Annotated in this window: 29 protein-coding genes and 1 tRNA gene; 9 read left to right on the forward strand and 21 right to left on the reverse strand. The window is 44.2% G+C overall.

The annotated features are described in order from the left end of the window. Positions 1 to 242 precede the first annotated feature (242 nt). Positions 243 to 1,025: an alpha/beta hydrolase family protein gene (locus tag BUC05_RS10665; protein ID WP_011247722.1), complete on the reverse strand. Its 783-nt coding sequence runs from the start codon at positions 1,023 to 1,025 to the stop codon at positions 243 to 245. A gap of 96 nt (positions 1,026 to 1,121) precedes the next feature. Between BUC05_RS10665 and BUC05_RS10670 the strand changes: the two genes are divergently transcribed. From BUC05_RS10670 to BUC05_RS10680, 3 genes are read left to right on the forward strand one after another with little or no spacing between them, the layout of a single operon-like run. Beyond that, a complete protein-coding gene (locus BUC05_RS10670; RefSeq protein ID WP_011247723.1) occupies positions 1,122 to 2,108 on the forward strand; it encodes an ABC transporter substrate-binding protein in 987 nt (328 codons plus the stop codon). Positions 2,109 to 2,120: 12 nt separating this feature from the next. Continuing rightward, a complete protein-coding gene (locus tag BUC05_RS10675; protein WP_011247724.1) occupies positions 2,121 to 2,879 on the forward strand; it encodes an ABC transporter ATP-binding protein in 759 nt (252 codons plus the stop codon). Positions 2,880 to 2,895: 16 nt separating this feature from the next. Further along, entirely contained in the window at positions 2,896 to 3,663 is a 768-nt protein-coding gene (locus BUC05_RS10680) for an ABC transporter permease (protein WP_050749056.1), read from the forward strand. Between the two features lie 25 nt (positions 3,664 to 3,688). Here the strand turns inward: BUC05_RS10680 and ytkD are convergent, their stop codons facing one another. The 5 genes from ytkD to BUC05_RS10700 all read right to left on the reverse strand — a co-directional run bounded on the left by ytkD (position 3,689) and on the right by BUC05_RS10700 (position 7,578). Continuing rightward, positions 3,689 to 4,171 (reverse strand): RNA deprotection pyrophosphohydrolase, encoded by a 483-nt coding sequence (ytkD, locus tag BUC05_RS10685; RefSeq protein WP_011247726.1) that lies wholly within the window; start codon positions 4,169 to 4,171, stop codon positions 3,689 to 3,691. Between the two features lie 65 nt (positions 4,172 to 4,236). Next, the gene (locus BUC05_RS10690; protein WP_306204237.1) at positions 4,237 to 5,451 is read right to left on the reverse strand and encodes an MFS transporter; all 1,215 of its coding nucleotides are present in this window, start codon (positions 5,449 to 5,451) and stop codon (positions 4,237 to 4,239) included. A 124-nt stretch (positions 5,452 to 5,575) separates the two neighbouring features. Next, positions 5,576 to 6,067: a YwpF-like family protein gene (locus BUC05_RS10695; RefSeq protein WP_011247728.1), complete on the reverse strand. Its 492-nt coding sequence runs from the start codon at positions 6,065 to 6,067 to the stop codon at positions 5,576 to 5,578. Positions 6,068 to 6,106: 39 nt separating this feature from the next. Continuing rightward, entirely contained in the window at positions 6,107 to 6,259 is a 153-nt protein-coding gene (locus BUC05_RS21485) for a hypothetical protein (protein WP_156323123.1), read from the reverse strand. 86 nt (positions 6,260 to 6,345) lie between these two features. After that, entirely contained in the window at positions 6,346 to 7,578 is a 1,233-nt protein-coding gene (locus tag BUC05_RS10700; protein ID WP_244153294.1) for a MalY/PatB family protein, read from the reverse strand. A 98-nt stretch (positions 7,579 to 7,676) separates the two neighbouring features. Here BUC05_RS10700 and BUC05_RS10705 point away from each other — a divergent pair, with 98 nt between their 5' ends. After that, positions 7,677 to 8,300: a deoxynucleoside kinase gene (locus BUC05_RS10705; RefSeq protein ID WP_011247731.1), complete on the forward strand. Its 624-nt coding sequence runs from the start codon at positions 7,677 to 7,679 to the stop codon at positions 8,298 to 8,300. Positions 8,301 to 8,311: 11 nt separating this feature from the next. Next, positions 8,312 to 8,941: a deoxynucleoside kinase gene (locus BUC05_RS10710; protein WP_011247732.1), complete on the forward strand. Its 630-nt coding sequence runs from the start codon at positions 8,312 to 8,314 to the stop codon at positions 8,939 to 8,941. A 38-nt stretch (positions 8,942 to 8,979) separates the two neighbouring features. Here the strand turns inward: BUC05_RS10710 and BUC05_RS10715 are convergent, their stop codons facing one another. The 6 genes from BUC05_RS10715 to BUC05_RS10740 form a co-directional block, all read right to left on the reverse strand. Further along, positions 8,980 to 9,588 carry a restriction endonuclease gene (locus tag BUC05_RS10715; protein WP_011247733.1) on the reverse strand — a complete coding sequence of 203 codons (609 nt, stop codon included), beginning with the start codon at positions 9,586 to 9,588 and terminating at the stop codon, positions 8,980 to 8,982. A gap of 174 nt (positions 9,589 to 9,762) precedes the next feature. Continuing rightward, complete coding sequence (locus BUC05_RS10720) at positions 9,763 to 10,734, reverse strand: siderophore ABC transporter substrate-binding protein (RefSeq protein ID WP_011247734.1); 972 nt, start codon at positions 10,732 to 10,734, stop codon at positions 9,763 to 9,765. A gap of 116 nt (positions 10,735 to 10,850) precedes the next feature. Continuing rightward, a complete protein-coding gene (locus BUC05_RS10725; protein ID WP_208610215.1) occupies positions 10,851 to 11,672 on the reverse strand; it encodes an iron ABC transporter ATP-binding protein in 822 nt (273 codons plus the stop codon). Continuing rightward, positions 11,669 to 12,622, reverse strand: coding sequence for an iron chelate uptake ABC transporter family permease subunit (locus BUC05_RS10730; RefSeq protein WP_051881152.1), 954 nt, complete (start codon positions 12,620 to 12,622; stop codon positions 11,669 to 11,671). The genes BUC05_RS10725 and BUC05_RS10730 overlap by 4 nt, the downstream gene beginning before the upstream one ends. Further along, positions 12,612 to 13,565, reverse strand: a complete 954-nt coding sequence (locus BUC05_RS10735) for an ABC transporter permease (protein WP_011247737.1) — start codon at positions 13,563 to 13,565, stop codon at positions 12,612 to 12,614. The genes BUC05_RS10730 and BUC05_RS10735 overlap by 11 nt, the downstream gene beginning before the upstream one ends. 149 nt (positions 13,566 to 13,714) lie before the next feature. Then, positions 13,715 to 14,341 carry a phosphatase PAP2 family protein gene (locus BUC05_RS10740; protein ID WP_035202684.1) on the reverse strand — a complete coding sequence of 209 codons (627 nt, stop codon included), beginning with the start codon at positions 14,339 to 14,341 and terminating at the stop codon, positions 13,715 to 13,717. A gap of 242 nt (positions 14,342 to 14,583) precedes the next feature. Here BUC05_RS10740 and BUC05_RS10745 point away from each other — a divergent pair, with 242 nt between their 5' ends. Next, entirely contained in the window at positions 14,584 to 15,981 is a 1,398-nt protein-coding gene (locus BUC05_RS10745; RefSeq protein WP_035202683.1) for an L-cystine transporter, read from the forward strand. Between the two features lie 44 nt (positions 15,982 to 16,025). Here the strand turns inward: BUC05_RS10745 and BUC05_RS10750 are convergent, their stop codons facing one another. After that, on the reverse strand, positions 16,026 to 16,499 hold the full coding sequence (locus BUC05_RS10750; protein WP_011247740.1) for a small multi-drug export protein: 474 nt from the start codon (positions 16,497 to 16,499) through the stop codon (positions 16,026 to 16,028). A gap of 88 nt (positions 16,500 to 16,587) precedes the next feature. Between BUC05_RS10750 and BUC05_RS10755 the strand changes: the two genes are divergently transcribed. Continuing rightward, positions 16,588 to 17,046 (forward strand): DinB family protein, encoded by a 459-nt coding sequence (locus BUC05_RS10755; RefSeq protein ID WP_011247741.1) that lies wholly within the window; start codon positions 16,588 to 16,590, stop codon positions 17,044 to 17,046. Between the two features lie 28 nt (positions 17,047 to 17,074). On the opposite strand, the gene BUC05_RS10760 is transcribed toward BUC05_RS10755, so the two are convergent. The 3 genes from BUC05_RS10760 to cyoE form a co-directional block, all read right to left on the reverse strand. After that, entirely contained in the window at positions 17,075 to 17,455 is a 381-nt protein-coding gene (locus BUC05_RS10760) for a YisL family protein (protein WP_011247742.1), read from the reverse strand. Positions 17,456 to 17,529: 74 nt separating this feature from the next. Continuing rightward, positions 17,530 to 18,027 carry a CcdC family protein gene (locus tag BUC05_RS10765; protein ID WP_035202680.1) on the reverse strand — a complete coding sequence of 166 codons (498 nt, stop codon included), beginning with the start codon at positions 18,025 to 18,027 and terminating at the stop codon, positions 17,530 to 17,532. A gap of 72 nt (positions 18,028 to 18,099) precedes the next feature. Continuing rightward, on the reverse strand, positions 18,100 to 19,035 hold the full coding sequence (cyoE, locus tag BUC05_RS10770; protein WP_011247744.1) for a heme o synthase: 936 nt from the start codon (positions 19,033 to 19,035) through the stop codon (positions 18,100 to 18,102). Between the two features lie 339 nt (positions 19,036 to 19,374). On the opposite strand from cyoE, the gene BUC05_RS10775 reads away from it, so the two are divergent. Continuing rightward, positions 19,375 to 20,310, forward strand: a complete 936-nt coding sequence (locus tag BUC05_RS10775; protein ID WP_035202678.1) for a manganese-dependent inorganic pyrophosphatase — start codon at positions 19,375 to 19,377, stop codon at positions 20,308 to 20,310. A 276-nt stretch (positions 20,311 to 20,586) separates the two neighbouring features. Then, positions 20,587 to 20,757, forward strand: a complete 171-nt coding sequence (locus BUC05_RS21725) for a hypothetical protein (RefSeq protein ID WP_244153295.1) — start codon at positions 20,587 to 20,589, stop codon at positions 20,755 to 20,757. A gap of 52 nt (positions 20,758 to 20,809) precedes the next feature. Here the strand turns inward: BUC05_RS21725 and BUC05_RS10785 are convergent. The 5 genes from BUC05_RS10785 to ddlA form a co-directional block, all read right to left on the reverse strand. Beyond that, positions 20,810 to 20,882, reverse strand: a tRNA-Ala gene (locus tag BUC05_RS10785). 122 nt (positions 20,883 to 21,004) lie between these two features. Beyond that, entirely contained in the window at positions 21,005 to 21,169 is a 165-nt protein-coding gene (locus tag BUC05_RS21490) for a hypothetical protein (RefSeq protein ID WP_167369567.1), read from the reverse strand. A gap of 57 nt (positions 21,170 to 21,226) precedes the next feature. After that, positions 21,227 to 21,640, reverse strand: a complete 414-nt coding sequence (locus tag BUC05_RS10790; protein WP_011247747.1) for a YugN-like family protein — start codon at positions 21,638 to 21,640, stop codon at positions 21,227 to 21,229. Between the two features lie 123 nt (positions 21,641 to 21,763). Continuing rightward, entirely contained in the window at positions 21,764 to 23,119 is a 1,356-nt protein-coding gene (locus BUC05_RS10795) for a glucose-6-phosphate isomerase (protein WP_011247748.1), read from the reverse strand. Between the two features lie 65 nt (positions 23,120 to 23,184). Beyond that, entirely contained in the window at positions 23,185 to 24,291 is a 1,107-nt protein-coding gene (gene ddlA / locus BUC05_RS10800; protein WP_011247749.1) for a D-alanine--D-alanine ligase, read from the reverse strand. Positions 24,292 to 24,309: the final 18 nt, after the last annotated feature.

The following is a 24,309-nucleotide window of genomic DNA, read 5'->3' on the forward strand; positions in this document are numbered from 1 at the left end:
CTTTAACAAGCAGGCAGCTTTTTAGCTGCCTGCTTGATGTTGTCGACAAAGTCGATAAACCGCATCATACTGATAGAAAATGCTTGTCAGACGAGGAGTGCAGTCGAGGGAAGAGGCGAAAGAACAGGGGTTCATGAGCAACGGTTTTCTTGCGGATAAAACGACAGTTTTAAAGCATATGACCGAGACAAACACTCCCATTGTCGTCGTTTCCGTGTTCGTACCGGGCTAACACGCTTGCCTCAGCCTGAGTGATGTTTTGCCTTCATCCATGACGCTGCCTTTCTCAATACTTTTTCTTGCTCGTCGGCTGGGAAGTGATGGGAAAAATCAGCGAAAAACCATGATTCGGCGTTTTGGCTACCCTTGGCTGCGCGAAGCCCTTTTTGAGCATGTACAATCGATACATGCTCATCTTTTTCGCCATGTATGAAAAGAAGCGGGGGACGAAAATCGCTTAAATGGCGAAGTGGTGTTCGTTTTTCATATAGTTCTGGTCGTTTCCACGGCGTTCCCCCAATTACGCGTTTCATCATTCTTCGCAAATCAACGCGCTCCTTATAGGTTAGCACCATATCGGTTACGCCACTCCAACAGACAACACTAGTCGCTTCAGGCCGCATAAGCCCTGTCCAAAGCGCCATGATGCCTCCTCTTGAAAATCCAACTACATGGACGCCCGCCTCTTTTTCAACAAGAGGATGGCTGCTTAGCAGATCAAAACCGCTGTATGCGTCAACACGGTCATCTCCACAAAAGTCCTCTCTGCCTTCGCCACCGCGATTGCCCCTGTAATAAGGAGCAAACACAACAAATCCCTCGTGAGCCCACTGGATGACACGCTGTGTCCTGACCATGCCGACTGATTTAATGCCTCCGCGCAAATACAACAACCCTGGTTGTTTGTCTCGACCCTTCGGTTCTGCTAATAAACCGTATACCGTTAACGCGCCACTTTTGTAAGCTGTCTCGTATAAATAAATATTCGGATGGGGTGACGGAACACGTTCTTTTGTGATGAGCATAAAAAAACTCCTTTTATTGAAATGGGCAAACACCCTTTTTTTTGTGCGTGCATAGTGTAAGCAAAGGCAAAGGCAATTGAAAGGAGTGAAAGACTCGTGAAAAAACGAAATATTGCTATTGGCACAGCGATTGCCTGCCTTCTTTTGGCGGCATGTGGTCAAAATACGGACAAAGAAACGGTGCGTGTTGCCGAAGTGACTCGGTCTGTCTTCTACGCCCCTTTTTATCTCGCAATCGCCGAAGGCTATTTTGCCGATAACGGGATTGACATCGAACTGACAACGACTTGGGGAGGCGATAAAACGATGACTTCCCTTTTATCTGACGGGGCCGATATCGCTCTAGTGGGTTCAGAAACATCCATTTATGTCGCTTCCCAGGAAGCTGCTGATCCGGCGATTAACTTTGCAGCATTGACGCAAACAGATGGAACATTCCTTGTTGCCAGAGAAGATACAGGCGATTTTCAGTGGGAAGATTTGAAGGGAAGTACGTTCTTAGGCCAACGCAAAGGCGGCATGCCGCAAATGGTTGGTGAATATGTGCTCAAACAGCATGATATCGACCCTCACGCAGACTTAACGCTTTTGCAGAATATCGAGTTCGCCAATATCTCCAGTTCTTTCGCTTCTGGCACAGGCGATTATGTCCAATTGTTTGAGCCACAAGCCTCGCTTTTTGAAGAAGAAGGAATCGGTACAGTTGTTGCCTCTTTTGGCACTGAAGCTAAACAAGTCCCCTACACTTCTTTTATGGCTAAACAAAGTGTACTGGATCAAAATGCCGACTTGTTCGTCCGATTTAGCGCAGCCCTTTATGAAGGACAAAAACAAATCCAATCACAGTCTCCTGAAGAAACGGCTAAAGCGATTGAGCCCTTTTTTGAAGACACCCCTATTGCCATTTTAGCAAGTTCAGTCGAACGCTATAAAGAGCAAGGCTCTTATGCAGAAGATCCTGTTTTAACAGAAGAAGCATGGGCACAGTTGCTTGAAATCATGGAAGAAGCAGGAGAGTTACCGGAACCGATTCCCTTTAGTGAACTTGTCAACGATGAAATTAGCAAACAAGGAATGGAATAAGGAGGCACGATCATGGCATCCTTACGCATTGACCGACTTTCTTTCACTTACGTCAACGAATCAGGTGCTTTTCAAGCATTAAAAGATGTTTCCCTTGAAGTAAAAGAAGGGGAATTTGTCTCTTTTATTGGCCCAAGTGGTTGCGGCAAAACAACGATCCTTTCGATCATTGCAGGATTGCTGGAACAGACCGAAGGATCGCTGTCTCTTGATACCGCCAATAATGGCCAAATTGGCTATATGCTGCAACACGATTATCTGTTTCCTTGGCTGACGATTGAAGACAACATTACGATTGGCCAACGGATACGAGGCAGCTATACAGAGTTGTCGGCAAAAAAAGCGCTACGTTGGCTGAACCGCTTTGGCCTTAGCGATAAACGGCATGAGCGTCCACAAGCGCTTTCAGGAGGAATGCGCCAACGTGTCGCCCTTGTCCGCATGTTGGCTACTGACCCGTCGCTACTATTGCTTGATGAACCTTTTTCCGCATTGGACCAACAAACAAAACTCAAGCTGGAGGAGCTTGTTTTTAAGACATTGAAGTCGGAACAGAAAACAGCCATTCTTGTAACGCATGATATTGGCGAAGCGATTGCAATGAGCGACCGGATCGTTTTGTTCACCCAAAAGCCCGGGCGTGTCGCACAAATTTTTTCGGTTCCACAAGCACTAAGACAACTTTCTCCTTTTGAGGCCCGAAACCATCCAGAATTTAACAACCAATTTCAGCTCATTTGGAAGGAGTTGGAACGACTTGACACCACATGATCTGCACCAACGCTACATGACTACCCGTCAAAAGGAAAAACGGTTCATTCGCCTCACACAGCTGGCGATTGTATTTGCTCTTGTCATTGGTTGGGAAACAGCCTCACGTTTAGCGTTAATCGACCCGCTGCTATTTAGCATGCCATCACGCATCGTTAGTTTGCTTTATGAGCATATCGTCGCTGGAACGCTTTGGCTCCATACCGGGGTAACCATGTTTGAAACGGTCCTTGGCTTTCTCTTAGGCACCGTGGCTGGGACGTTATTGGCAGCTTTGCTTTGGTGGTCAAAAAGGTTGGCCGAAATCCTTGATCCATTTTTAGTCATATTAAACTCAATGCCGAAAGTAGCGATCGGTCCGATTTTGATCGTTGGGCTTGGGCCAAACATGACTTCTGTCATTGCTATGGGCATGCTCGTTTCCGTCATCATTACAACAATGGTTGTTTACACAGCATTTAAAGAAGTAGATGGCAACTATTTGAAAGTGCTGCAAACATTTTCTGCATCCAAATGGCAACAATTCCGCCACGTCGTGTATCCAGCAACGATACCGGTAATTGTTTCCACGCTAAAAATGAATGTAGGGTTATCGTGGGTCGGCGTTATTGTCGGTGAATTCCTTGTTAGCAAGCAAGGGTTAGGCTACTTAATCATCTATGGATTCCAAGTATTTAACTTTAACTTAGTGTTCATGAGCTTGCTCGTCATCGCGATTTTGGCCACACTTATGTACATGGCAGTCGAGCGCTTAGAAAAACGGATAACCGAGCATCACCGTTAAGCATGCCCTTGTACTCTTTCTCACGCTACGAAAGAATCCCTTGTCCGATTGCATAGGCAGTCGCTTTGGGAACAACTTCGTCTTTCATAATAAAGCTAAAACGAGGGTCCTCTTTCAAGGCAGCCGGAAGCTCCTTTAGCAAAAGAGGCCCCTTTGTTTCCTTATAGCAATCTTTTTCTTCCATGTCAGTCACAATGCCTGCAAAAATATCTTTGCAAAAAGACGTTCCAGACTGCCCCTCTACCTGATATTGGCCAATATAAACGATGGTGCCAATATGCGCCCCTGTCTCTTCCCAAACTTCACGGATCGCCGCGTCTTTCGTCGTCTCGCCATTCTCCACTTTTCCGCCTGGGAATTCATAGCCACGGTCTCGGTGTTCAGTAAGCACCCATTGTTGTTGAAAACGGGGAAGTACAAGCACGTGCCCCGCCTCCTCTGTAAATCGCTCTTCCTTCCCGAGAACGAGTTTCACCTTTTGCCCTTGGGGATCGATAAATTGTTCCATACACAACCGCCTTTTTCGATTTCCTCTTTTGTTAAAAGTATAGCCAATTGCGGTTAATGCGTCTATTATTGCCAAGTCTGCGACACTTTTTTATGTGGCCGTACGCCCCAAAATACAAGCAAAACCGATAAAACGACAAGAAGGGCATTCCCTGCAAATGTCCAGAAATGGTTCCCTTTCATAAAAAGAGCAAACAATGGCGGGCCAATTGCCACACCAACAAAGCGCATGCTGTTATAGAATGATGTAACCGACCCTCGCTGTTCCATGGGAATCCCTTCTGTCACAAACGCATCCAGACTCGGTAGCGCCGCACCAATGCCTACCCCTGCTGCAAAAAGTGCTGTCAGCATTACATACAATTCCTTATTAAACGAAACGACAAATGTCGAAACAGCAAGCAGGCACAACCCTGCTACTGTCATCCATTTCATTTTGATTTGGTCTTGGCCAATGATTCGCCCTGTCCCATACGACGTCAAGCACAATGCCATTAACGGAAATGCTAGAATAACGCCTTTCCTAATTCCATCAATATGGTGCGCCTCTTCTAAAAACGATGACAAATAAAAAAGGACGCCGAATAAAATATACATGCACATCCCACCAACAAAAAACACCACATAAAGCCAGCGCCCTTCCCGTTTAAAGATCTTTTTCATCGACTTTAAAAAACGCGTTAAGTTTGTTGGCTTTTTTGCTAAAGGCGGGCTTTCTACTAAAAACAAGACAAGAAAAATCGAAACAAAACAAAAAATAGGAAATGAAAAAAACGGCAAATACCAAATAATAGAAGCAAGTACGGCCCCAAAAATTGGGCTCAGCACTTTGCCAAATGTATTAGCAGTTTCAATTATGCCTAATCCTTCACTGACATCTTGGTTGTTTTTAAATAAATCACCGACAAATGGCATCACGATTGGCGATGCCCCCGCCGCGCCGATTCCTTGCAACAGCCGGCCAATTAAAATAACCCAATATGCATTGTCCATTTTCCATGCGGCTAACCCGGCCATCAATCCGCCAATCCCGGCAATAATTAAACTTGGGACAATGACTGGCTTTCGCCCTACATGGTCAGAAATATAGCCCGCAATGGGAATAAATACGATTGCCACAACAGAATAAACAGTAATAAGAAGACTAACCATAAAAGAACTAATTTGCAATTGTTTTCCAATAGTCGGCAGCACTGGAATCAACATGGAGTTTCCAAGCGTCATGACTAGCGGCACGGAGGCAAGGGATAGCAACCCCCATGTTTTCTTTGTTTTTCCCACAATCACGGCGCTCCTTTTCCACTCATTTTCCTGTTATTATGGAGCAAAAGCAATAAAGCTATACAACACGCCCACCCACGAAAAAAACAACGGAAGAACGCGCCTCCCGTTGCCTTTGCCTCTGTTAAAGCAAATGGTAATTTTTATCTTTTTTCAAGTCTTGGTACACTTCTTGAATCGTTTTATCTGAATATGCCTCTAACTTTTCGACTCGCCGTTTAAACTCATCCACCACATCAGCCCGTTCAATTCCTTCAGCAAGAATGTCTTCAAACACATCCTCCAGCACGTCATCGCGGCCTGAAACAATTTTCCCTTTTAATACGACACTTTTTCCTTGATCCAATTCTGTAATGGCTTCAATGGAAGTAATCATGACCGCGGGGTGGTTGTTTTTGCTCGTAATGACGACACTAACGAGTATATGGCGCTCTGCTTCCTGTTCTCTTTCAAAAAAATGGGCATCCTCATTGGAAACAACGGCGTCAAGAAACCATGTCTTGTCTTCATTTTCCATATTGATAATGAGCCCGTCTTTAAAAGGAATGGGGTGTTGTTCCATTTTCCCCCCTTGCCCGTCAATCACTTGCAATGCATACAGTTTAAATGTCTTCAAGTACTTTCCTCCCCACGTCTTGCCTAGCCCTGGTGTCAGTTATGATGTCTTCATTTGCCCGTAAGTGAGATACAGCTGCCGCTGTTCAATCCATTTCAACAGTTCTTTTTCCGGTTTGGTTAATTCGCGGTTCAATGAGCGTGTAAATTCCTGCTCCAAAGTTTCCGACAATGATTTTAAAGGCCTGCTCATATAGGCAACGACTCCTTTAATCGGACGTATTAGGATGACAAGACACCTATATATTCTATTCGCCTTTAAAATACAACTTTCCTGCATCAAAAACCTCTATTTTCATAAGCGCGGCGGATGCGCTCCAACCCTTCCGTAAGCGTTTCTCGAGGAGTTGCCAAATTCAAACGCTCGAAATCACGGCCCTCTTCCCCGAAAATGGCACCATGGTTAAGTGCAACTTTCGCTTCTTGCAGCAACCATTTTTTCCGTTCATCAGGGTGAAGGCCAAGCTCTTGGCAATTTAGCCATAATAAGTACGTTCCTTGTGGTTGGATCGGCTTGATTTTTGGCATATAAGTGGCCAAATAGTCGGCAGCATACTGATAATTAGCTTGGATGTATGCCATTAATTCCTTTAACCAAGGCTTTCCGTGCTCGTATGCCGCTTTAGTAGCAATGTCAGAGAACATATTGCTTCCATTCATAAATGTCGCAGCCAGCTCTCTACGGAATTCCAGGCGAAGCTTCGGATCTTCAATAATTACGTAAGCTCCTTGAACGCCAGCGAGATTAAATGTTTTCGTTGGCGCAAGCGCTGTAAACGTACGGTTTGCAATTGTTTCTGTCACAGTTGCAAACGGTGTGTGTGTATAGCCTTCAAAAAGCAAATCGGCATGGATTTCATCAGAAATGACATAAAGGTTGTGACGCTCACATATCTCGGCCAGCGCTTGCAACTCTTCTTTGCTCCACACGCGTCCGCCTGGATTATGCGGGTGGCACAACAGAAGCATTTTTGTTTTGTCTGTGATCACCTGCTCTAACCCAGCTAAATCCATTTTATAGTGGTTTCCGTCAAATAGAAGCGGATTTTTCACAAGTTGCCGTTTGTTTTTTTCAATCACATCATAAAACGGGTAATATACAGGTGGTTGAATAATGATTCCGTCGCCTTCATTTGTAAAGGTTTTAATTAAATTGCTTAATGCCGGCACAACGCCTGTTACATGGACGATGGAGTCGGCTTCTATTTTCCAACCATACTGGGAGTCGACCCAATTCACAATCGCTTCGTCTGCCTCAATGGAAGGGGCCGCATAGCCATAAACGCCATGTTCCACTTTAGCCTTTAAAGCATCAATAACAGCGGTCGGCGCTTTAAAATCCATATCTGCTACCCACATTGGCAACAAATCATCTTCGCCAAACCGTGCTTTTGTTCCATCCCATTTCATTGAATTGGTTCCTCTGCGTTCGATTACTTTATCAAATTCGTTCATCGCATACTGCTTAACAGCAGTCTCCCTCCTCTTCTCATTTCCCTCATTTACTTTCATAAGTGTACCACATTTTTTGACGTTGGACTTTCACACTGCTTGACCACAAAACGTGGTACACTAGCACATGTAAACATGCAAAACGAGGAGGAAACGGATTGACGACCCCATTTATATGTGTAGAAGGAGTGATTGGCGTCGGAAAGACAACATTGGCCAAAGCGATTGCTACCCACTATGGGCGAGAGTGCTTGCTTGAAATCGTTGAAGAAAACCCTTTTCTTGAAAAATTTTATGACAATATGGAGGAATGGAGTTTTCAAACCGAAATGTTCTTTCTGTGCAACCGCGTCAAACAACTAGAAGATATCGGCCCTGTTCTTAACCACAAACTCGTCGTGTCGGATTACCATATTTGCAAAAACTTAATTTTTGCCCGCCAAACGCTGTCTGCTTTTAAATGGAGCCAATACCGACGTATTTTTCAAATTTTAAATGAACCATTGCCAAAGCCAACAGTCGTCATTTACTTAAAAGCAGGCTTGTCCACATTGACCAACCGTATTACCAAAAGGGGGCGTCCTTTTGAAAAAGAAATGGACCCCAATTATTTGCGAAAGCTTTCAGACGATTATGAGGCGACAATGGCAGAACTCGCTAAAGAGGAAAACACAACAGTTTTAACGATTGACACGGACGACCTTGACTTTGTCGCCAATCCGCATGATTTGGACTTTGTATTTGCCAAAATTGATGCATGCTTGACATCTGTTAACCAGTAAGGAGCTTACCAATGTTACATATTCCTAATAATGCGATCATAACTGTAGCTGGCACAGTCGGAGTTGGAAAAACGACTTTGACGCACGCACTTGCCGACGAGCTAAATTTTAAAACATCCTTTGAAAAAGTAGACAACAACCCATACTTAGACAAATTTTATCGCGATTTCGAACGGTGGAGCTTTCACTTGCAAATTTACTTTTTAGCGGAGCGCTTTAAAGAGCAGAAGCGAATGGTAGAAGAAGGTGGTGGCTATATTCAAGATCGTTCGATCTATGAAGACACAGGCATATTCGCGAAAATGCATGCCGATAAAGGCACGATGACGCAAACCGATTACCAAACTTATACAAGCTTATTTGAAGCAATGGTGATGACGCCTTACTTTCCCCGCCCGGATGTATTAATCTACTTGCATGGCGATTTTGACTCGATTTTAGACCGTATTCAAGCACGAGGGCGCGAAATGGAAAAACAAACGCCCCTTTCTTATTGGGAAGAAATGTACAACCGTTATGAAACATGGATTTCTTCCTTTTCCGCCTGTCCGGTTTTGCGCCTTGATATTCGCGAATACGATTTACTTGCTGACCAATCATGTATCAAACGAATTGTTCATGAGCTAAGCACTTATTTCTAACCTAAAAAAACAGCGAAGCTGCCTTCGCTGTTTTTTAATTATTTGTAGAAATAATCGCCGGCTGAAATGCGCTTTCGGCTCTGTTCGACTTCAATTAATGCTGGCTTTCCCTTGACCGGTTCAGGCACTTGCGGCGTTTTTACGACCCAACTTGCTTCTTCAAGTTTGCCTTTACGTATCAAACTAGCCAGTTCTTTGAGGTCTTCACGTAGTAAGAAATAGGTGTTTGTCGCTGCTGCCAGCCTCCAGCATGCTTCTGTCACTTTTTCGGCAGACGTGATGACCAATGACTTGTCAGCGTTATAAAAAACTTGCGCTCCATACACTTCTTGCACACAAGCTAAACCAAGATTGGCGCTATACCGTTTCGCTTGTATGACCCATTTATGCCCTTCTTCATCGACAACAACTAAATCAGCACCGAAGTCGCGCGCTTTCGCTGTTTGGTACGTTTCATAGCCAAGCGCTGCAAACACGACTGCCAGATAGTCTTCAAACTCGCCGCCTTCCATGCGGTCAATATCTTTTATTGTGATTTTGCTTATGTCTGTCCGCTTCTTTCTTCTAAGAGCGATACGGAGCGCCCAAACAGCCGCCAACAATACGGCTAAAGCGAGCAACCATAAGGGGAATGAAGTACTTTCCACATCAACCGTTCCTTTTAAAAAGCAAATTAAATTTCTACTAGTATCAGTTCCTGAGACGCTAGGAAAGTTTTAGTATACCATAGAGCATCCAATCAAAAAACTTGGTTCCATCACTAGAACCAAGTTTTTGAGTAAGGTTATCGACTTTGTTTTGATCCCTTAAGAAAGGTTGTCCTATTCTGTCTCAAACATGCTGTCAATTTCATCAACAATCAGCTTAACTGATTCAAGGCCGCTGCCGCTTAAGTACCAAACTTCGCCGTCTAATACATAAATGTCATCGTTTTGTGCTGCTTTGGTTCGGGCGACAAGCTCGTTGTCAATGACTTGTGATGCTGTGGCTTCGTTGCCAATAGAAGCGCCTCGGTCAATCATAAATATATAATCAGGGTCTACATCGGCAATGTATTCAAACGAAACCGTTTCTCCATGGTTTTCCGCTTCAATGTCATCTGCTGTTTTAATACCTAGTACATCATGGATAATGCCAAAACGTGAACCTGCGCCGAATGCGCTCGCAGACCCTTCGTCAGCAGACAGAATCAAGGCATTTTTATCTGTGTTGTCAGCCCGCTCTTTGACGTTGTCGATTGTTTCATGGATGCCTGCAAGCTGCTCTTCTACTTCGTCTTGCGCTTCAAAAATATCGCCCAACGTCCGCATATTGGTTTCAAACGATTCCATAAAGTTTTCGTTGTCAACGGCCATATAAACCGTTGGCGCAATTTCACTTAATTCTTCATAGTTGTCAGACGCACGGCCAGAAATGAAAATAACGTCTGGCTCCATGCTGTGAATCAACTCGAAGTTTGGTTCAAACAACGAACCGACATCCTCATAGTCGTCGCTTTCAAACTCAGACAAGTAGTCAGGGATGTTGTTCGCTTTTGGGATTCCAGATACTTCTCCGCCTAGGGCGCGAATCGAATCGGTAATGCCATGGTCAAACGATACGACTACTTCTGGATTAACCGGCACTTTGACAACCTCGCCGTTCATTGATTCCACTTCGATCGTTTCTTCAGTCGCTTCTGTGCTTGTTCCTTCGCCAGTACTTGTTTGCTCATTTTTATCTGAACTTGTACCGCAAGCGGCTAAACTTACTGTTGCAAAAGCGGTTAATGCCCACATAAATGGTTTTTTCATGTCTAATTGCCTCCTTTATTCTCTCTCTATAGGCCCCCTAATGCGATCGTCAATATTTCTCTATATTGAAGATTTTGCTTTTTCACCTCCATTTCAAAATGAACGACATCTACTATTTAGTTAAAATAGACGCAAATGCGGTTGCAATTCACTTCTTCAACTGCGATTTCCATGTCGTACACATTGCGGAGTGTGTCGGAGTTGATCATTTCATGGCAGCGACCTTCTTCCACAATCGCCCCGTCTTTCATCGCCACAATGTAGTCGGAGTAACAAGAGGCAAAATTAATGTCATGGACGACAATCATAATCGTTTTGCCTAGCTCATCAACAAGACGGCGCAGCGTTTTCATAATCGAGACAGAGTGCTTCATATCCAAGTTGTTTAACGGTTCATCTAAAATGATATAATCGGTATTTTGAGCAAGCACCATCGCAATATAAGCACGTTGCCGCTGCCCGCCGCTCAACTGGTCTAAGTATTTGTCTTGAATGTCGCGAAGCGCCATATAATCGATCGCCTCTTCGACATACGTCCAGTCCTTTTTCGTGAGCCGGTTTTGTGAATACGGAAAGCGGCCAAAGCTGACAAGTTCGCGAATGGTCAAACGGATGTTGATGTTGTTTGCCTGTTTTAAAATCGACACTTTTTTTGCCAGTTCCTTGCTGTGATACGATTCAAGCGAACGTCCTTCAATCAAAATAGTGCCTTCCTCTTTTTTCGACAAGCGGCTGATCATCGAGATCAACGTACTTTTTCCGGCACCATTAGGGCCAATAAACGATGTAATTGTTCCTTTTCGAACGTTAACCGATACATCGTTGACGACCCTTTTTCCGTCGTATTGTTTGCTGACATTTTTCACTTCTATGCCTATAGGCTGTGTATCAAGCTTTTGCAATGGGATGGCATTTCGGTCAATTAATGCGGTGGTCATGTCGATTTCGTCCCCCTTAAGAGCAAGTAAATGAAATAGATTCCGCCAACAAAGTTAATGATGACGCTCAGCGGAGCCGAGTAAGTGAACACGCGCTCAACGAGCAACGTCCCGCCAACCAAGGCAATGCTTGAAACTAGAACCGATGTAATCACTAAATGGGTGTGCTTATAGGTTGGCATAAGCTCTCTTGCAACGTTCGCGACAAGTAGGCCTAAAAACAACACCGGGCCGACAAGAGCTGTTGAAACAGAAACAAGCAAAGCAATGACGACTAAAAACTTTTTAATCGCTCTATCGTAAGGAACGCCTAAGTTAATCGCCTGGTCGCGTCCAAGAGAAATGGCATCCAAGTATTTCAAATACGGCCAAATGTAAAGAACAGTTGCTGCTAGAATCACGATAGAAATCCAAAGCAAATCAACATTGATGTTGCTAAAACTAGCAAACATCCGATTCTGGATCGTCAAAAATTCATTCGGGTCAATCATGACTTGCAGAAACGTCGAAAGGCTTGAAAACAATGTGCCAAATACAATGCCGACAAGCAGCAAAAAGTATAAATTTTGCCCTTCTTTTTTAAACATCAAGGCATATAACAAGACAGCGAACAACACCATAAAGACAATGGATAGACCAAAGTTCACATATTGGTTTATCAAGACAAGACCGATCGTCCCAAACAAAAATACAAGCAACGTTTGAATAAGCATGTATAAAGAATCAAGGCCGATAATGCTTGGCGTCAGGATTCGGTTGTTTGTGATTGTTTGGAAAAACAAGGTAGAGCTAGCAATTGCCCCGCCGACAATAACAATCGCCACAACGCTTCTTCCTCGTCGTGGCAACGCATAGTCCCACGCTCCAGGGGCGATGTCAATAAACAAGAAAGTACCAACCAATGCTGCTAACATAGCGCCGAGTAATAAATAGATCCATTTAGGCTGCATGAGATCGTCTCCTTAAGAGCAAGTACAAAAAGATCGCGCTCCCGACAACCCCAACGACCAGTCCAATCGGAATTTCATATGGATAAATGAGAACACGCCCTAAAATATCACAAGCGAGCAAGAAAATGGCGCCTAATAGCGCTGTATGAGGCAAACTGTTTTTTAAGTTGTCCCCTCTTATAATCGAAACGATGTTAGGAATGACTAGCCCTAAAAAAGGAATTGAGCCAATTGTGACGACAATCGTAGCCGTGATCATCGCGACAATGAAAAGGCCGATATTCATAATTTGGTTATAATTTAAGCCCAAGTTTGTCGAAAAATCCTTCCCCATTCCTGCTACCGTAAAGCGATTTGCGAATAAAAAGGCAATGACAACAAGGGGAATGCCTATGTATAAAATTTCATAGCGCCCTTTAAGAACGAGTGAAAAGCTCCCTTGCATCCAAGAAGATAAGCTTTGCACTAAATCATACCGGTAAGCTAGAAAAGTCGTGATTGAGTTGACCACACTGCCTAACATAAGCCCGACAAGCGGGACAAACACAACGTTTTTAAAGCGGATGCGCTCCAGTATTTTCATAAAAAGAAACGTTCCAAACAACGCAAAAAGAAAGGCAATAAACATCCTTTGCAACGTGGTCGCTTGTGTAAAAACAACCACGGCGACAAGAATGCCAAGCCGAGCCCAATCCATAGTTCCAGCTGTTGTCGGCGAAACAAATTTGTTTTGTGTAAGCTGCTGCATAATTAAACCGCAAACGCTTAAACTAACACCAACAATCAATACACTCAATAGACGGGGGATACGGCTAATGACAAGTGTTTGCACATCTTCATCGTCTAAACGAAATAAGTCAAGTGGCGATATATCCTGTACGCCAATAAATAAAGATGCAAACGATAAAATTAAAAGCAAAGGGAGTAAATATTTTATTTTCATAATGTTAACATGAATAAAACATGCTGCTTGCCTCCTTTGCCCTACAGCTAATGATACTCATTATCAATTACGTACTTATCTTATCATTTTTACAAAAAATATCAAGTCTAAATGAGAAAGAATCTCGCTCTCAATTAGAAATTGTCCTTTTATCCGTTCAATTTTCTTGGTTGGAACAGCCAAAACAAGAAAAACACAAGGCTGCCACTTAGGAAATATCCGCCAATGACATCGCTCAAATAATGAACACCCAGATATAGTCTAGAAAACCCCATAATGAGTATCATGAAGCTTGCAAACACCACAAACGCTATACGGTGCCTTCGTTTGTTCATTCGTTTCCAAATCAGAAAGGTAAGCACTGTGTAAAACGACATCGCTCCCATTGAATGGCCGCTTGGAAAACTGTACGAGGTCAATTCAACTAGCATATACTGTGCTGGCCGTTCTCGCTCTACCCATTCTTTTACGAGCATATTCACAAGACCTGTCGCCGCCATCGTAACAGCAGTAAATGCTAATTCTTTGTTCGAGGCACGGGCAACAAGCAAAATGATCAACACTGCTCCTGTCAAAACAAAAACCGTTTTGGTCGCCCCTAAAAAGGCAAAGCCATGCATAAGAGCCGTAACCGGTTCAGCACGAATCGACTCAGCCCATGTTAACGCCAACTGGTCGACTTTCTCTAAAAAAACGGTGTTTAAACTAAAAGCTACGATTAAAAAACAGGCTATGCAAACGATGCTTATCACAAGCGCATTTGTATTCATTTTCATTTCAAGCACCACCATTTAACATGAAATACAACAACCATGTACTGCTTTTTAACGTTCCCATTTTTCTTAGTAGAAAAACGCCAATCAGAGGCAAAAGCCTTCTTTTATCCGCGAGCGTTTTCCTTTTCCAGATGGCAAAATCTATGATACACTCACTTCACATATAATTCCCACTTGACTCATATGATTATACAGAATACTATAAAGAACGTTGTATATTTTAACCAAAGGAGTTTGAGCATATGGACTTGTTCTTAACTTTATTGATTATTGCGATCGTCCTCGCTGTAGCTGGACTGTTGTTTTACATGCAAAAAAAGCACGTCTCTTTCTCGATCCGCGTTTTGTTGGCGCTAGGAGCCGGTGTGGTATATGGCCTGTTGCTCCAGTTTTTCTTCGCCCCTGATTCATCTGTTATTCAACAATCAATGGATTGGGTCAATATTTTAGGGACCGGTTATGTCCGCTTTTTGCAAATGATTGTCATGCCGTTAATTTTCATTTCGATTCTGTCTGCATTTACACGTATGACGTTAACAAAGAATCTAGGGAAAATTAGCGCTTTGATTCTTGGCACATTGATTGCTACGACAGCCATTGCCGCTACTATTGGGATCACTGCTTCATCCGTCTTTCAACTTGAAGCGATTGACATTCCTGCAGGCGAAGCAGAACTTAGCCGCGGCGATGCCCTTGAAGAAAGTTACGCTGGCATGGAAGCAGCGACATTGCCGCAGCAAATTGTCGAGCTAATCCCTGCTAATCCATTTCTTGACCTAACTGGCGAACGACCGACTTCGGCAATTGGTGTTGTGATCTTTTCTGCCTTTCTCGGCGTAGCCTATTTAGGTGTACGCCGCAAACAGCCGGAAGCAGCCGACACGTTTAAAGGCATTGTCGATGCCCTTTACGCGATCATTATGCGCGTCGTTACATTAATTTTACGGTTGACTCCTTATGGTGTTTTGGCGATTATGACAAGAACAGTTGCAACAAGTGACCTACAGGCAATTTCGACACTTGGGACGTTTGTGCTTGCTTCTTATGCCGCACTGATTGTCATGTTTGTTATTCATTTAATCATTCTAGCTGCGACTGGCCTAAGCCCCATTACGTATGTGAAAAAGGCATTTCCGGTGCTCGCTTTTGCGTTTACGTCACGCACGAGTGCAGGGGCATTGCCAATGAACATCCAAACACAAAAGAAATTAGGCGTTCCAGAGGGCATTGCCAATTTTGCAGGTTCATTTGGCTTATCAATTGGCCAAAATGGATGTGCTGGGATTTATCCAGCCATGCTGGCCATTATGATTGCGCCAACGGTAGGCCAAAATCCTCTAGAACCAACGTTTATTTTGTTGTTAATTGTGGTCATTGCCATTAGTTCGTTTGGCGTAGCAGGCGTTGGCGGTGGGGCAACTTTCGCTGCCATTCTCGTCTTGTCCGCACTTGATTTTCCAATTGCCCTTGCCGGCCTCCTTATTTCGATTGAACCACTAATTGACATGGGCCGTACTGCTTTAAACGTTTCAGGCAGCATGGTGTCCGGCATCTTTACTTCAAAAGTGACAGGGAGCCTTGACAAAGAAGTATTTTCAGATCCGAACGAACAACTTGATACGCAAGACATGCAAGGTTAACAAGAAACGCGGCATCTGATTAGATTGCCGCGCTTTTCATATCTCTATTGGCCAAAAAATGGAAGAAGCCAATGGCTTGCATACACACAAATAATGCCAAAAATGATGGCCCAAAGGACAACACCGATAAGCGTCCACAAAATTGCATAACTGCGTGAAACGCCAAGTGCAACGGCGGTTACGGCGCCAATATGACTACTTAGCAAAATCGGTGCAAGAATCCCTACGCCTGGCATCCCATACTTTTCTAAAAAATGCTTTGTCTTCTCCTGCTGTTTGCTTGACTGTCGCCCGCTTTTCTGGCTGTTCTGTCTTTTCAGTGTCCAGTCGCGAATTTTTTCGCTAAGCAACACAAGCAGCACCACTCCGAGGCTATTGCCAAGAATCGATACCAATACGGTCAGCACAGGGGGTTGATTCACGAAAAGAATACCAACTGGTACGGCAAGCGTATACTCGATGAAGGGAATCATGCTCGCCACAAATAGCAAGCTGAGCCATAGACCGTCTGCTTCCATAATTACTCCCCCTTTCCTACTTAAAATCAATGCAATCTTCAGCTGTTTTCGTTATACTTTAACCATCCTACCGAAGGGAGCAAATACGATGACCTACGCCGCCTTTTCATATGCCCGTATGGCAAATGAACAGACCCTGCAGACCATCCCTGCAGAAAAACACGATATTATTCCCGCCGGTTTCAAAAACTCTGTCCATTGGAATTACGGGCACATCTTGGTCATCGCAGACCATGTTCTTGGGCATGCGCCAACTTTTGAAAAAACGATTCCAAAAGAGTATTACCACCCTTTTGCCAAAGGTTCGAGCCCTTTGCAATGGACCGACAAAGTTCCCTCTATTGAAACGCTTCAAGAAGCAGCAGCTAAACAACAACAAGCAGCACAGAAGTTAGCCACAGAGACGGGAGGAACCGAAAAAACGGCGCCTTTTACTTTGCGAGGCCAATCGTTTCAAACCGTAGACGAACTTCTCAGTATCGTCGCCTTCCATGAAGGCATGCATTACCGCACACTCCTCCATTACAGCAACCTATTCTCAAACTAAAACAAAGCATGCCGTGGCATGCTTTGTTTTAAAAACGGATGATCCCATACCCCATCAGCACGATGACAACAAGCACCACAAGAACAGCAAACAGCATGCCTAGGCTGTTTTCATTCCGTTTCGCCTTCCCAAGCGCTGCTTCCATAAAACCGATAAGCAATACGGCCAGGATTCCTTTGATAAAGAAAAAATAAGCAAATTGGTAGGCAATAAGCATGCTTGCGCCTGTTACGAGCATAATCACAAAGAATAGCCGGGCAATCATATGTATAATCGTACCAGCCTTGCTTTTACCTCCACGGAAAAGAAAATAAGCAACTAAGAACAATATCGCTAGAATGGCCCATGAACCTTCGTGGGAAGCTTGAAAAATGGAAAAGTTCTCTTGAATAAATCCGCCAGAATTCATTGAATATCCTCCTTTACGATTGTCTTTCTATTTCAGTATAGCGTGTCTGTTTTTCAAACGCTAACCATACACGATCACGGCTTATACGTTGCCACCTTGTCGCTATCGCGCTTGAGTTTTACATAACGGACGAGCATGGCTACCCGCCAAGGCAACAGCATTCCATAGGCAAGCAAAAAGAACATACCTGACAGTTCCTCGGGATTTAACTCCTGCCCCATGACAATTCGAAACGCCACTCTTAATACAAGCAAACCGATTAAAAGATAAGCAAACGCTTTCGAACGTTTTAAGTAAATAGCACCATCCCGCACTTCAAATTTCGATGTCCAAATGAGGACGATTGAAAAAAGCGCACCGACAATAAGCGCTTCGCCAACATGGAAGGCTGAAGGCCTTGTTGGCTCGTATAAAAACATCAAGAAGCCAGTTGACATCGCTAGCGGCGGCACCATAATCCGCTTCGCCGAAGTAGGGCGTTTCGATGCTTTCATGCGGATCACGAGCGCTGCGCTCCCCATAGCAACTGCCATGAGCGTTGGAACGGCAATTAGCAGCCAATTGTTCTCCATTGAAACATCCCCTTTCTAACCAAAAGCTAAACCCTAAAAAAAGGCGCCTTGCCTAGGCAAGACACCACTTTGTTAAAACAAGGGAGAAAGCAGTGAAAAACCGATGATCACCGTAAAAAGAATCGTAAGATAGTTAAGTGAAAAAACAAACATAAGGGTCGCCCATTTTTTAGGCTCCATTCGTTTATAGCCAGCTATGCTCAACGTCAGCCAAATCAATGACAACACAAGAGCTACAATGGTGATGAACCAACTTAACGAAACAAAGAAAAAGCTGGATGCCGCTAGGACAACCAAATAGACATTCGTTTGGATAAACGTCCGCTTGAACCCTTTGACAACCGGCAGCATTGGCACTTTAGCAGCCTTGTATTCGTCATAGCGACGAATCGCAATCGCATAAAAATGAGGCATTTGCCAAAGGACCGTAACAACAAACAAGCCAATAATTGCCGGGTGAACCAAGTCTCCAGAAATCGCAGCCCAGCCGATAAGCGGTGGGACTGCACCGCCAACACTGCCAATCTCGGTATTATAAATCGTACGCCGTTTCGACCACATTGTGTAAGGCACCACATATAAAAAGAGGCCGAGGAAACCAAACAATGCTGCACGTGGCGAAGCGACCCCGAGAAGCAACAACCCAAGCAATGATAAAGATATGCCAAGCACTAACGCATTGGCAGGCTGCATCCTGCCAGTTACCGTCGGCCGGTTTTTCGTCCGGTCCATAATGGCGTCAATGTCACGGTCGTAAATGTTGTTAAAGGCACCTGCTGCCCCAATGACAAAGGCTGAGCCAAAAATAGCAAAAAGAATTTCTGGAAGCTTTTCGCCAATCGGAATGCCCGTAACGTAAAGAGCTAGGCTCAATCCCGCCGCCATCGCAAGCAGATTGGATTTAATGATCCCTGTTTTTAATGTTTCTGAGAGGACTTGCGAAAAAGCTTGTTTAGGCGTAGCAAGAGAGGCATTGTGTATGCTCTTATCTATTTTTTCCGTTCTCATAAACCCCCTCTTCCTCCTGTCTCATTAAACTGTGTAATATAACCACTATTATTCCTATTGTATTATTTTAGCATAGACAGCTTATTGCGCAGCTACTTAAACAAACTGTCGAAGTCCTGTCAAGAAGTTGTGACCAATTTCCGAAAAAACGCTACAGCCTGTCCAGTCCGCACACACATATTCTATTATACGCTTTTTCCGGTCCAATGGAAAGTGTGAAATCGCTTACCGCTGATTTAAAGGAGGATTCACCGAATCGACCGACAAACGCTTCAAGTCTCCGGACGAAGATGATACTATAGTAATGTTGAACATACTATGTAAAAGGAGTTTTATTAGATGCCTAAAACACTTATTTTTGGCCACAAAAATCCTGACACGGATACAATTTGCTCAGCTATCGCTTACGCCGACTTAAAAGGACAGCTTGGTGTTGAAACAGAAGCCGTACGACTAGGTGAACCGAATGGGGAGACATTGTATGCACTTGAAGCATTCGGTGTAAGCACGCCACGCTTGATCGAAAAAGCAGCAAACGAAACAGACCGAGTCATTCTTGTTGATCACAATGAACGCCAACAAAGCGTCAGCGACATTGACGACGTCCAAGTTGTAGAAGTGATCGACCATCACCGCATTGCTAACTTTGAAACAGCTGACCCTGTTTATTATCGGGCCGAACCTGTCGGCTGCACGGCGACGATTATCAAAAAGCTCTACAAAGAACACGGCCTGGACATTCCTAAACCAATTGCAGGCTTGATGCTTTCCGCGATTATCTCTGATTCCCTTTTATTCAAGTCGCCAACATGCACAGAAGAGGACAAGCAAGCAGCCAAAGAATTAGCGGAAATTGCTGGCGTTAATGCCGAAGAATACGGATTAAACATGCTTAAAGCAGGCGCTGACATTTCTGATAAAACAGCTGGTGAGCTGTTGACAATGGATGCAAAAGCATTTGCAATGGGCGCTGCCACAGTGGAAATTGCTCAAGTGAATACCGTGGATATAAATGACGTACTCGCTCGCCAAAGCGAACTTGAAAAAGTGATTACAGCCAAAATCAATGACAATGGGCTTGACTTATTCGTCTTTATTATTACAGACATCCTTGAAAATGATTCAGTCGCCCTCGTTCTCGGCGACAAAACCGCTGCATTTGAACAAGCCTTCCAGACAACGTTGACAAACCATACAGCTGTTCTTAAAGGCGTTGTTTCCCGCAAAAAACAAGTTGTCCCGCCACTTACAGAAGCAATCGCCAACGTAAACTAAACATGATCCAAAACAAGCCAGTTGACATGTTCTCAACTGGCTTGTTTCTCCTTATCTTTTCAGGGCGAGAAAGTAACACCCAATGCAAGGCATCATTAATAAAAGGAGGATAGCTTTTACGGTGCTCGACCGCCCCAGTAAACAGCAGATGAACGAAGAGAACCGGATAACCATACATGTCAAACGAATTGAAGCGCCCTCTCCTCCTGAAGATGGGGGGCGAATTCTTGTCGACCGGAGCGATTTGCAACATTCGCCGCGAAATACGAGTCAGAATTGGCGCAGCACCCCATTCGCTACGAACGGGCGGTTCGAATATGTGAACTGGCGGTTCAAAAACACGTCACGCTTGTATACGCCGCAAAAGATCCCGCCCATAAACCATGCGAATGTTCTGCGGGATTGGCTTGTTCATTTTTGACCATCGTTTCTCTGTGTCCTTTGTAAAATAGTAAAACGCACATGCTCCTTTTTAGAGCATGTGCGTCCTAATTTTTAATGGAGCCTAGGGGGCTCGAACCCCTGACCTCAACGCTGCCAGCGTTGCGCTCTCCCAGCTGAGCTAAGGCCCCACACGGTTATGTATGTCCAATAACGTTACTGCAATAATATAACATAGCTCACCGCTGTTTGCAATACAAAAATAACAAAAAATCGCAGCCTTGCGCTTAAAATGGTTCAGTCTTAAACACTATCAAGTAGGCAAAAACAAACCAATAAGAAACCAGACAAACCCGCCGAGTAAACCGACGACTGCAGATTGGATGGCGGCTTCCATTGTGATTCGTTTCGCCTTTACAAAATCGAGTATTAGCCAACCGCAAAAAATAGCTAAAGCAATGATGAGCGCTTCACCCATTTTCACTCCCCCTCCCGCTATTACTTTAGCAACTTTTCCCCCATGTCGCAATGATGATCAAACAAGCGTTTGCTCAAGCTCTGCTACTAAGTTTTCCGCTAACGAGCGGTACTTGTCGGAGACTTCCCCGTCCTTGTCAACAGGCGCTTGAAACTGGTTTACAAGCCCCTCGGCCACCGCCGGCACAACGCCGCTTAACGACTCTTCATCGTTGTCTTGTTGATAAACATGGTTTAGCAAGTACAACGTTCCAACTTGGATGACAGCGTCTTTTGAGCCTAGCTCCCCTTCCACTGCTTGAACAGGAATACGCAAAAACGTATAACCATTGTCCGACGAGATTTTGTAATCGTAATAGCCATGGTCGTAGTCCCAGTTGCCACCGAGTGTGTAGCCTAATGATTCCAATACGCTTTGCAATTCTTTTGCTTTATATTGTTTGCCTTCAATTGTTGATTCAAGTGCGATCAAGCCAATCGCTCCCTTCGTTTTTCCATCGCCATTAGTGTGGGAAAGGAGCCTCGAACTTATACACCGTCAACACACAAAAAACAACGCAGCCCAATGGACTGCGTTGGCCAGTTTGCACAATGTTTAGTTGTCCGTTAAGCGACTTTCAAGTTTGTTTTTCTCTTCCTCGAAGCCTGGCTTTCCGAGCAAAGCAAACATGTTTTTCTTATAGGCTTCAACGCCTGGTTGGTCAAATGGATTCACGCCTAGCAAATAACCGCTCATAGCCACCGCTTTTTCGAAAAAGTAAACGAGATAACCAAATGAGTATTCATCCAATTTAGGAATGGAAACGACTAAGTTTGGCACATTCCCGTCAGTATGAGCAAGCATTGTTCCTTTAAACGCTTGTTTATTGACAAAATCCATTGTTTTTCCTGCTAAATAGTTTAACCCATCAAGATCGCTTTCTGCTTCTTCAATCGTAATATGTTTGTCGACCGCTTCGACATGAAGTACCGTTTCAAACAAATTACGGCGTCCATCTTGTACATATTGGCCCATTGAATGAAGATCAGTTGAAAAGTCGACGGATGCTGGGTAAATCCCTTTTTGGTCTTTCCCTTCGCTTTCGCCAAATAATTGTTTCCACCATTCAGACACATAATGAAGGTGCGGTTCATAATTCACCAACAATTCAATTGTTTTGCCTTTATTGTAAAGGATGTTGCGAATGGCCGCATATTGATAAGCTGCATTTTCGCTTAATTCACCTGTTGAAAAAGCTTCTCTTGCATCAGCCGCTCCCTTCATCATGTCTTCAATCGCTAAGCCGCTTACAGCGATTGGCAAGAGGCCTACAGCTGTCAATACAGAAAAGCGACCGCCAACATCATCTGGAATCACGAAAGATTCGTATCCCTCTTCGTTGGCCAATGTTTTCAGAGCTCCACGCTCTTTGTCAGTTGTTGCGTAAATGCGTTTGCGCGCCTCTTCCTTTCCGTATTTCTTTTCAAGGTAGTCGCGGAACACACGGAAAGCAATCGCCGGCTCTGTTGTCGTTCCTGATTTAGAGATCACATTGACCGATACATCCTTGCCATCAAGAAGATCAAGCACATCGCTTAAATACGTTGAGCTAATGTTCTGACCGACAAAAATGACTTGCGGTGCGTTGCGCTTTTCTTTCGGCAGTTGGTTAAAAAAAGAATGGTTCAACGCTTCAATCGCAGCGCGTGCCCCTAAGTACGAACCACCGATGCCGACAACAAGGAGCACATCGGAATCATGGCGGATTTTTTCTGCCGCTTTTTGAATGCGGGCAAATTCTTCTTTATCGTAATCAACAGGCAAGTCGATCCATCCTAAAAAGTCATTTCCTTGGCCCGTCTTTTCATGAAGCGCTTTATGTGCAGCGCGGACTGCCTCTCTCATATAGGCAACTTCATGCTCTCCGAAAAAGGAAAGAGCTTTGCTGTAGTCAAATTGAATATGTGCCATAAAAAAATAGCCTCCCTTAAGTTCGGTACCTTTTAAATGTACCGAACGGAGGCTAAAAACACAAGTCAATTGCGGTCAAAAACCGAGCTTTTCAGCTGTTTGTCCCGTTCATGGCGCTCAATGGCAAGCTCAATTAACGTTGTAATCAAGTCTTGATAAGACACACCGCTCGCTTCCCATAATTTCGGGTACATGCTGATTTTCGTAAAGCCAGGCAATGTATTCACTTCATTAATGATCACTTCGCCTGTTTCAGTTAAAAACACATCAACACGAGCCAAGCCTTCACAATTCAATGTTTTGTAAGCTTGAATGGCAATGTCTTGGATACGGCGATTGACGTCTTCCGGCAAATCTGCAGGGATCGCCAATTTGGCGCCGTCTTCATCAATATACTTCGCATCATACGAATAAAACCCATCTTGTGGCAAAATTTCCCCGCAAGTGCTTGCTTTCGGGTAGTCATTGCCGAGAACGGCACATTCGATTTCGCGCCCTTTAATGGCTGCTTCAATAAGCACTTTATGGTCATACGAAAATGCTTCTTCAATAGCAGCCGTAAATTCAGCTTCAGTTGTTGCTTTGTTGACACCAACAGAAGAGCCTTGGTTGGCAGGCTTTATAAATAGGGGCAGCCCTAATTGATCAGCAATGCTCTCAAAATCAATCGTTTCCTTAGCAGCACGGGTAAATGTCAACCCACTTGCAACGTGGAGGCCGGCCCCTTGAAGCAGCCGCTTCGCAATGTCTTTATCCATGCTCACTGCCGAGCCAAGCACATTTGACCCGACAAATGGCAAATTGGCAAGACGAAACATCCCTTGCAACGATCCATCTTCTCCAAGGGTACCATGTACAATTGGGAACACGACATCAAGCTGGTCAAGAACCGACTGGTTTGCCGTGCCCACCAGTTGCCTGTCTTCCTTCCCAGGAATAAGGGCTACGCCTTGATTCGATTTATTTAGCTCAATTAAAGCTGGATTATCTGCGTTAAGTAAAAAATTAGACGCTTCATTTATATGCCATTGGCCTTGTTTGTCAATGCCAATCAATGTCACGTCAAAACGATCTTTATCAATCGCCTCAACAATATTTTTTGCTGATTGCAGTGAAACTTCATGCTCAGCAGATTTTCCTCCAAAAATAATGCCTACTCGTTTCTTGGCCACTTTTTTCACTCTCCTTCC

The sequence above is a fragment of the Shouchella rhizosphaerae genome, assembly GCF_900142675.1.
GTDB lineage: Bacteria > Bacillota > Bacilli > Bacillales > Bacillaceae_D > Shouchella > Shouchella rhizosphaerae.

Coding starts and splice junctions, on each gene's coding strand:
- BUC05_RS10745 (WP_035202683.1), top strand. CDS start 14,584: ATGGACTTGTTCTTAACTTTATTGATTATTGCGATCGTCCTCGCTGTA.
- BUC05_RS10765 (WP_035202680.1), bottom strand. CDS start 18,027: ATGGAGAACAATTGGCTGCTAATTGCCGTTCCAACGCTCATGGCAGTT.
- BUC05_RS10700 (WP_244153294.1), bottom strand. CDS start 7,578: ATGAAAGTAAATGAGGGAAATGAGAAGAGGAGGGAGACTGCTGTTAAG.
- BUC05_RS10740 (WP_035202684.1), bottom strand. CDS start 14,341: ATGAAAATGAATACAAATGCGCTTGTGATAAGCATCGTTTGCATAGCC.
- BUC05_RS10710 (WP_011247732.1), top strand. CDS start 8,312: ATGTTACATATTCCTAATAATGCGATCATAACTGTAGCTGGCACAGTC.
- BUC05_RS10680 (WP_050749056.1), top strand. CDS start 2,896: ATGACTACCCGTCAAAAGGAAAAACGGTTCATTCGCCTCACACAGCTG.
- cyoE (WP_011247744.1), bottom strand. CDS start 19,035: ATGAGAACGGAAAAAATAGATAAGAGCATACACAATGCCTCTCTTGCT.
- BUC05_RS10725 (WP_208610215.1), bottom strand. CDS start 11,672: ATGACCACCGCATTAATTGACCGAAATGCCATCCCATTGCAAAAGCTT.
- BUC05_RS10720 (WP_011247734.1), bottom strand. CDS start 10,734: ATGAAAAAACCATTTATGTGGGCATTAACCGCTTTTGCAACAGTAAGT.
- BUC05_RS10750 (WP_011247740.1), bottom strand. CDS start 16,499: ATGGAAGCAGACGGTCTATGGCTCAGCTTGCTATTTGTGGCGAGCATG.
- BUC05_RS10795 (WP_011247748.1), bottom strand. CDS start 23,119: ATGGCACATATTCAATTTGACTACAGCAAAGCTCTTTCCTTTTTCGGA.
- BUC05_RS10775 (WP_035202678.1), top strand. CDS start 19,375: ATGCCTAAAACACTTATTTTTGGCCACAAAAATCCTGACACGGATACA.
- BUC05_RS10760 (WP_011247742.1), bottom strand. CDS start 17,455: ATGAATTCTGGCGGATTTATTCAAGAGAACTTTTCCATTTTTCAAGCT.
- BUC05_RS21485 (WP_156323123.1), bottom strand. CDS start 6,259: ATGAGCAGGCCTTTAAAATCATTGTCGGAAACTTTGGAGCAGGAATTT.
- BUC05_RS10755 (WP_011247741.1), top strand. CDS start 16,588: ATGACCTACGCCGCCTTTTCATATGCCCGTATGGCAAATGAACAGACC.
- BUC05_RS21490 (WP_167369567.1), bottom strand. CDS start 21,169: ATGGGTGAAGCGCTCATCATTGCTTTAGCTATTTTTTGCGGTTGGCTA.
- BUC05_RS10665 (WP_011247722.1), bottom strand. CDS start 1,025: ATGCTCATCACAAAAGAACGTGTTCCGTCACCCCATCCGAATATTTAT.
- ytkD (WP_011247726.1), bottom strand. CDS start 4,171: ATGGAACAATTTATCGATCCCCAAGGGCAAAAGGTGAAACTCGTTCTC.
- BUC05_RS10735 (WP_011247737.1), bottom strand. CDS start 13,565: ATGAAAATAAAATATTTACTCCCTTTGCTTTTAATTTTATCGTTTGCA.
- BUC05_RS10675 (WP_011247724.1), top strand. CDS start 2,121: ATGGCATCCTTACGCATTGACCGACTTTCTTTCACTTACGTCAACGAA.
- BUC05_RS10730 (WP_051881152.1), bottom strand. CDS start 12,622: ATGCAGCCTAAATGGATCTATTTATTACTCGGCGCTATGTTAGCAGCA.